1 protein-coding gene is annotated in these 550 nt (G+C 47.8%); it reads right to left on the reverse strand.

Annotated features, from left to right (window positions below; all coding sequences use genetic code 11):
• Nucleotides 1-80 precede the first annotated feature (80 nt).
• A partial coding sequence (locus tag ATB02_RS25800) for a site-specific DNA-methyltransferase (protein WP_105272416.1) occupies nt 81-550 on the reverse strand: 470 nt, incomplete at its 5' end.

A 550-nucleotide genomic window follows, 5' to 3' on the forward strand; every position in this document is an offset into this window, starting at 1 on the left:
GTCCTGGTTCATCGAACTGCTTCAGCCTGTTAAACAGTAGCTTCTCACTGCCGACTGACTTCGGTTTCTTCGCCATGCCGTCACTCCATTCCGTAGAAGCTGCGGGTAAAGGCTTTATCGCTCTCCGAAATGCTCAGTTCGCTGTCCTCCATATCAGAGACATTCACGTAGAGTTTATTTTTATCGAGGATTTCAATCAGAAGCTGCTTCTGCTCATGCAGTTCCAGTTCACTGAAAGCTACCTTACGGAAGATGCCATCCACTTCGTACTCAGCGGACAGCACATTTTCCAGCTCTACCTGATAGTTGAGATGGGCCTCTGTTTTCATCATGGTAAAGAGTTTTTCGAGTTCTTCCGTGGACTGCGCTTTCTGAATTTCATGCACGAAATAGGCGTTCAGCTCCATCAATTCTGCGTAGACAAAGCTGCCTCCCCCCTGCCAGTTAACGTCTTTTGAGATCCCCCCCTGTTCACCTTCGATGACTTTTTTCAGGCGAGGTACCGTAATGTCGTTGATGTACTCCATCTGCTCAATACCGATATAGCGAC

The organism is Escherichia sp. MOD1-EC5189 (assembly GCF_002966045.1).
Taxonomy (GTDB): Bacteria; Pseudomonadota; Gammaproteobacteria; order Enterobacterales; family Enterobacteriaceae; genus Escherichia; species Escherichia coli_F.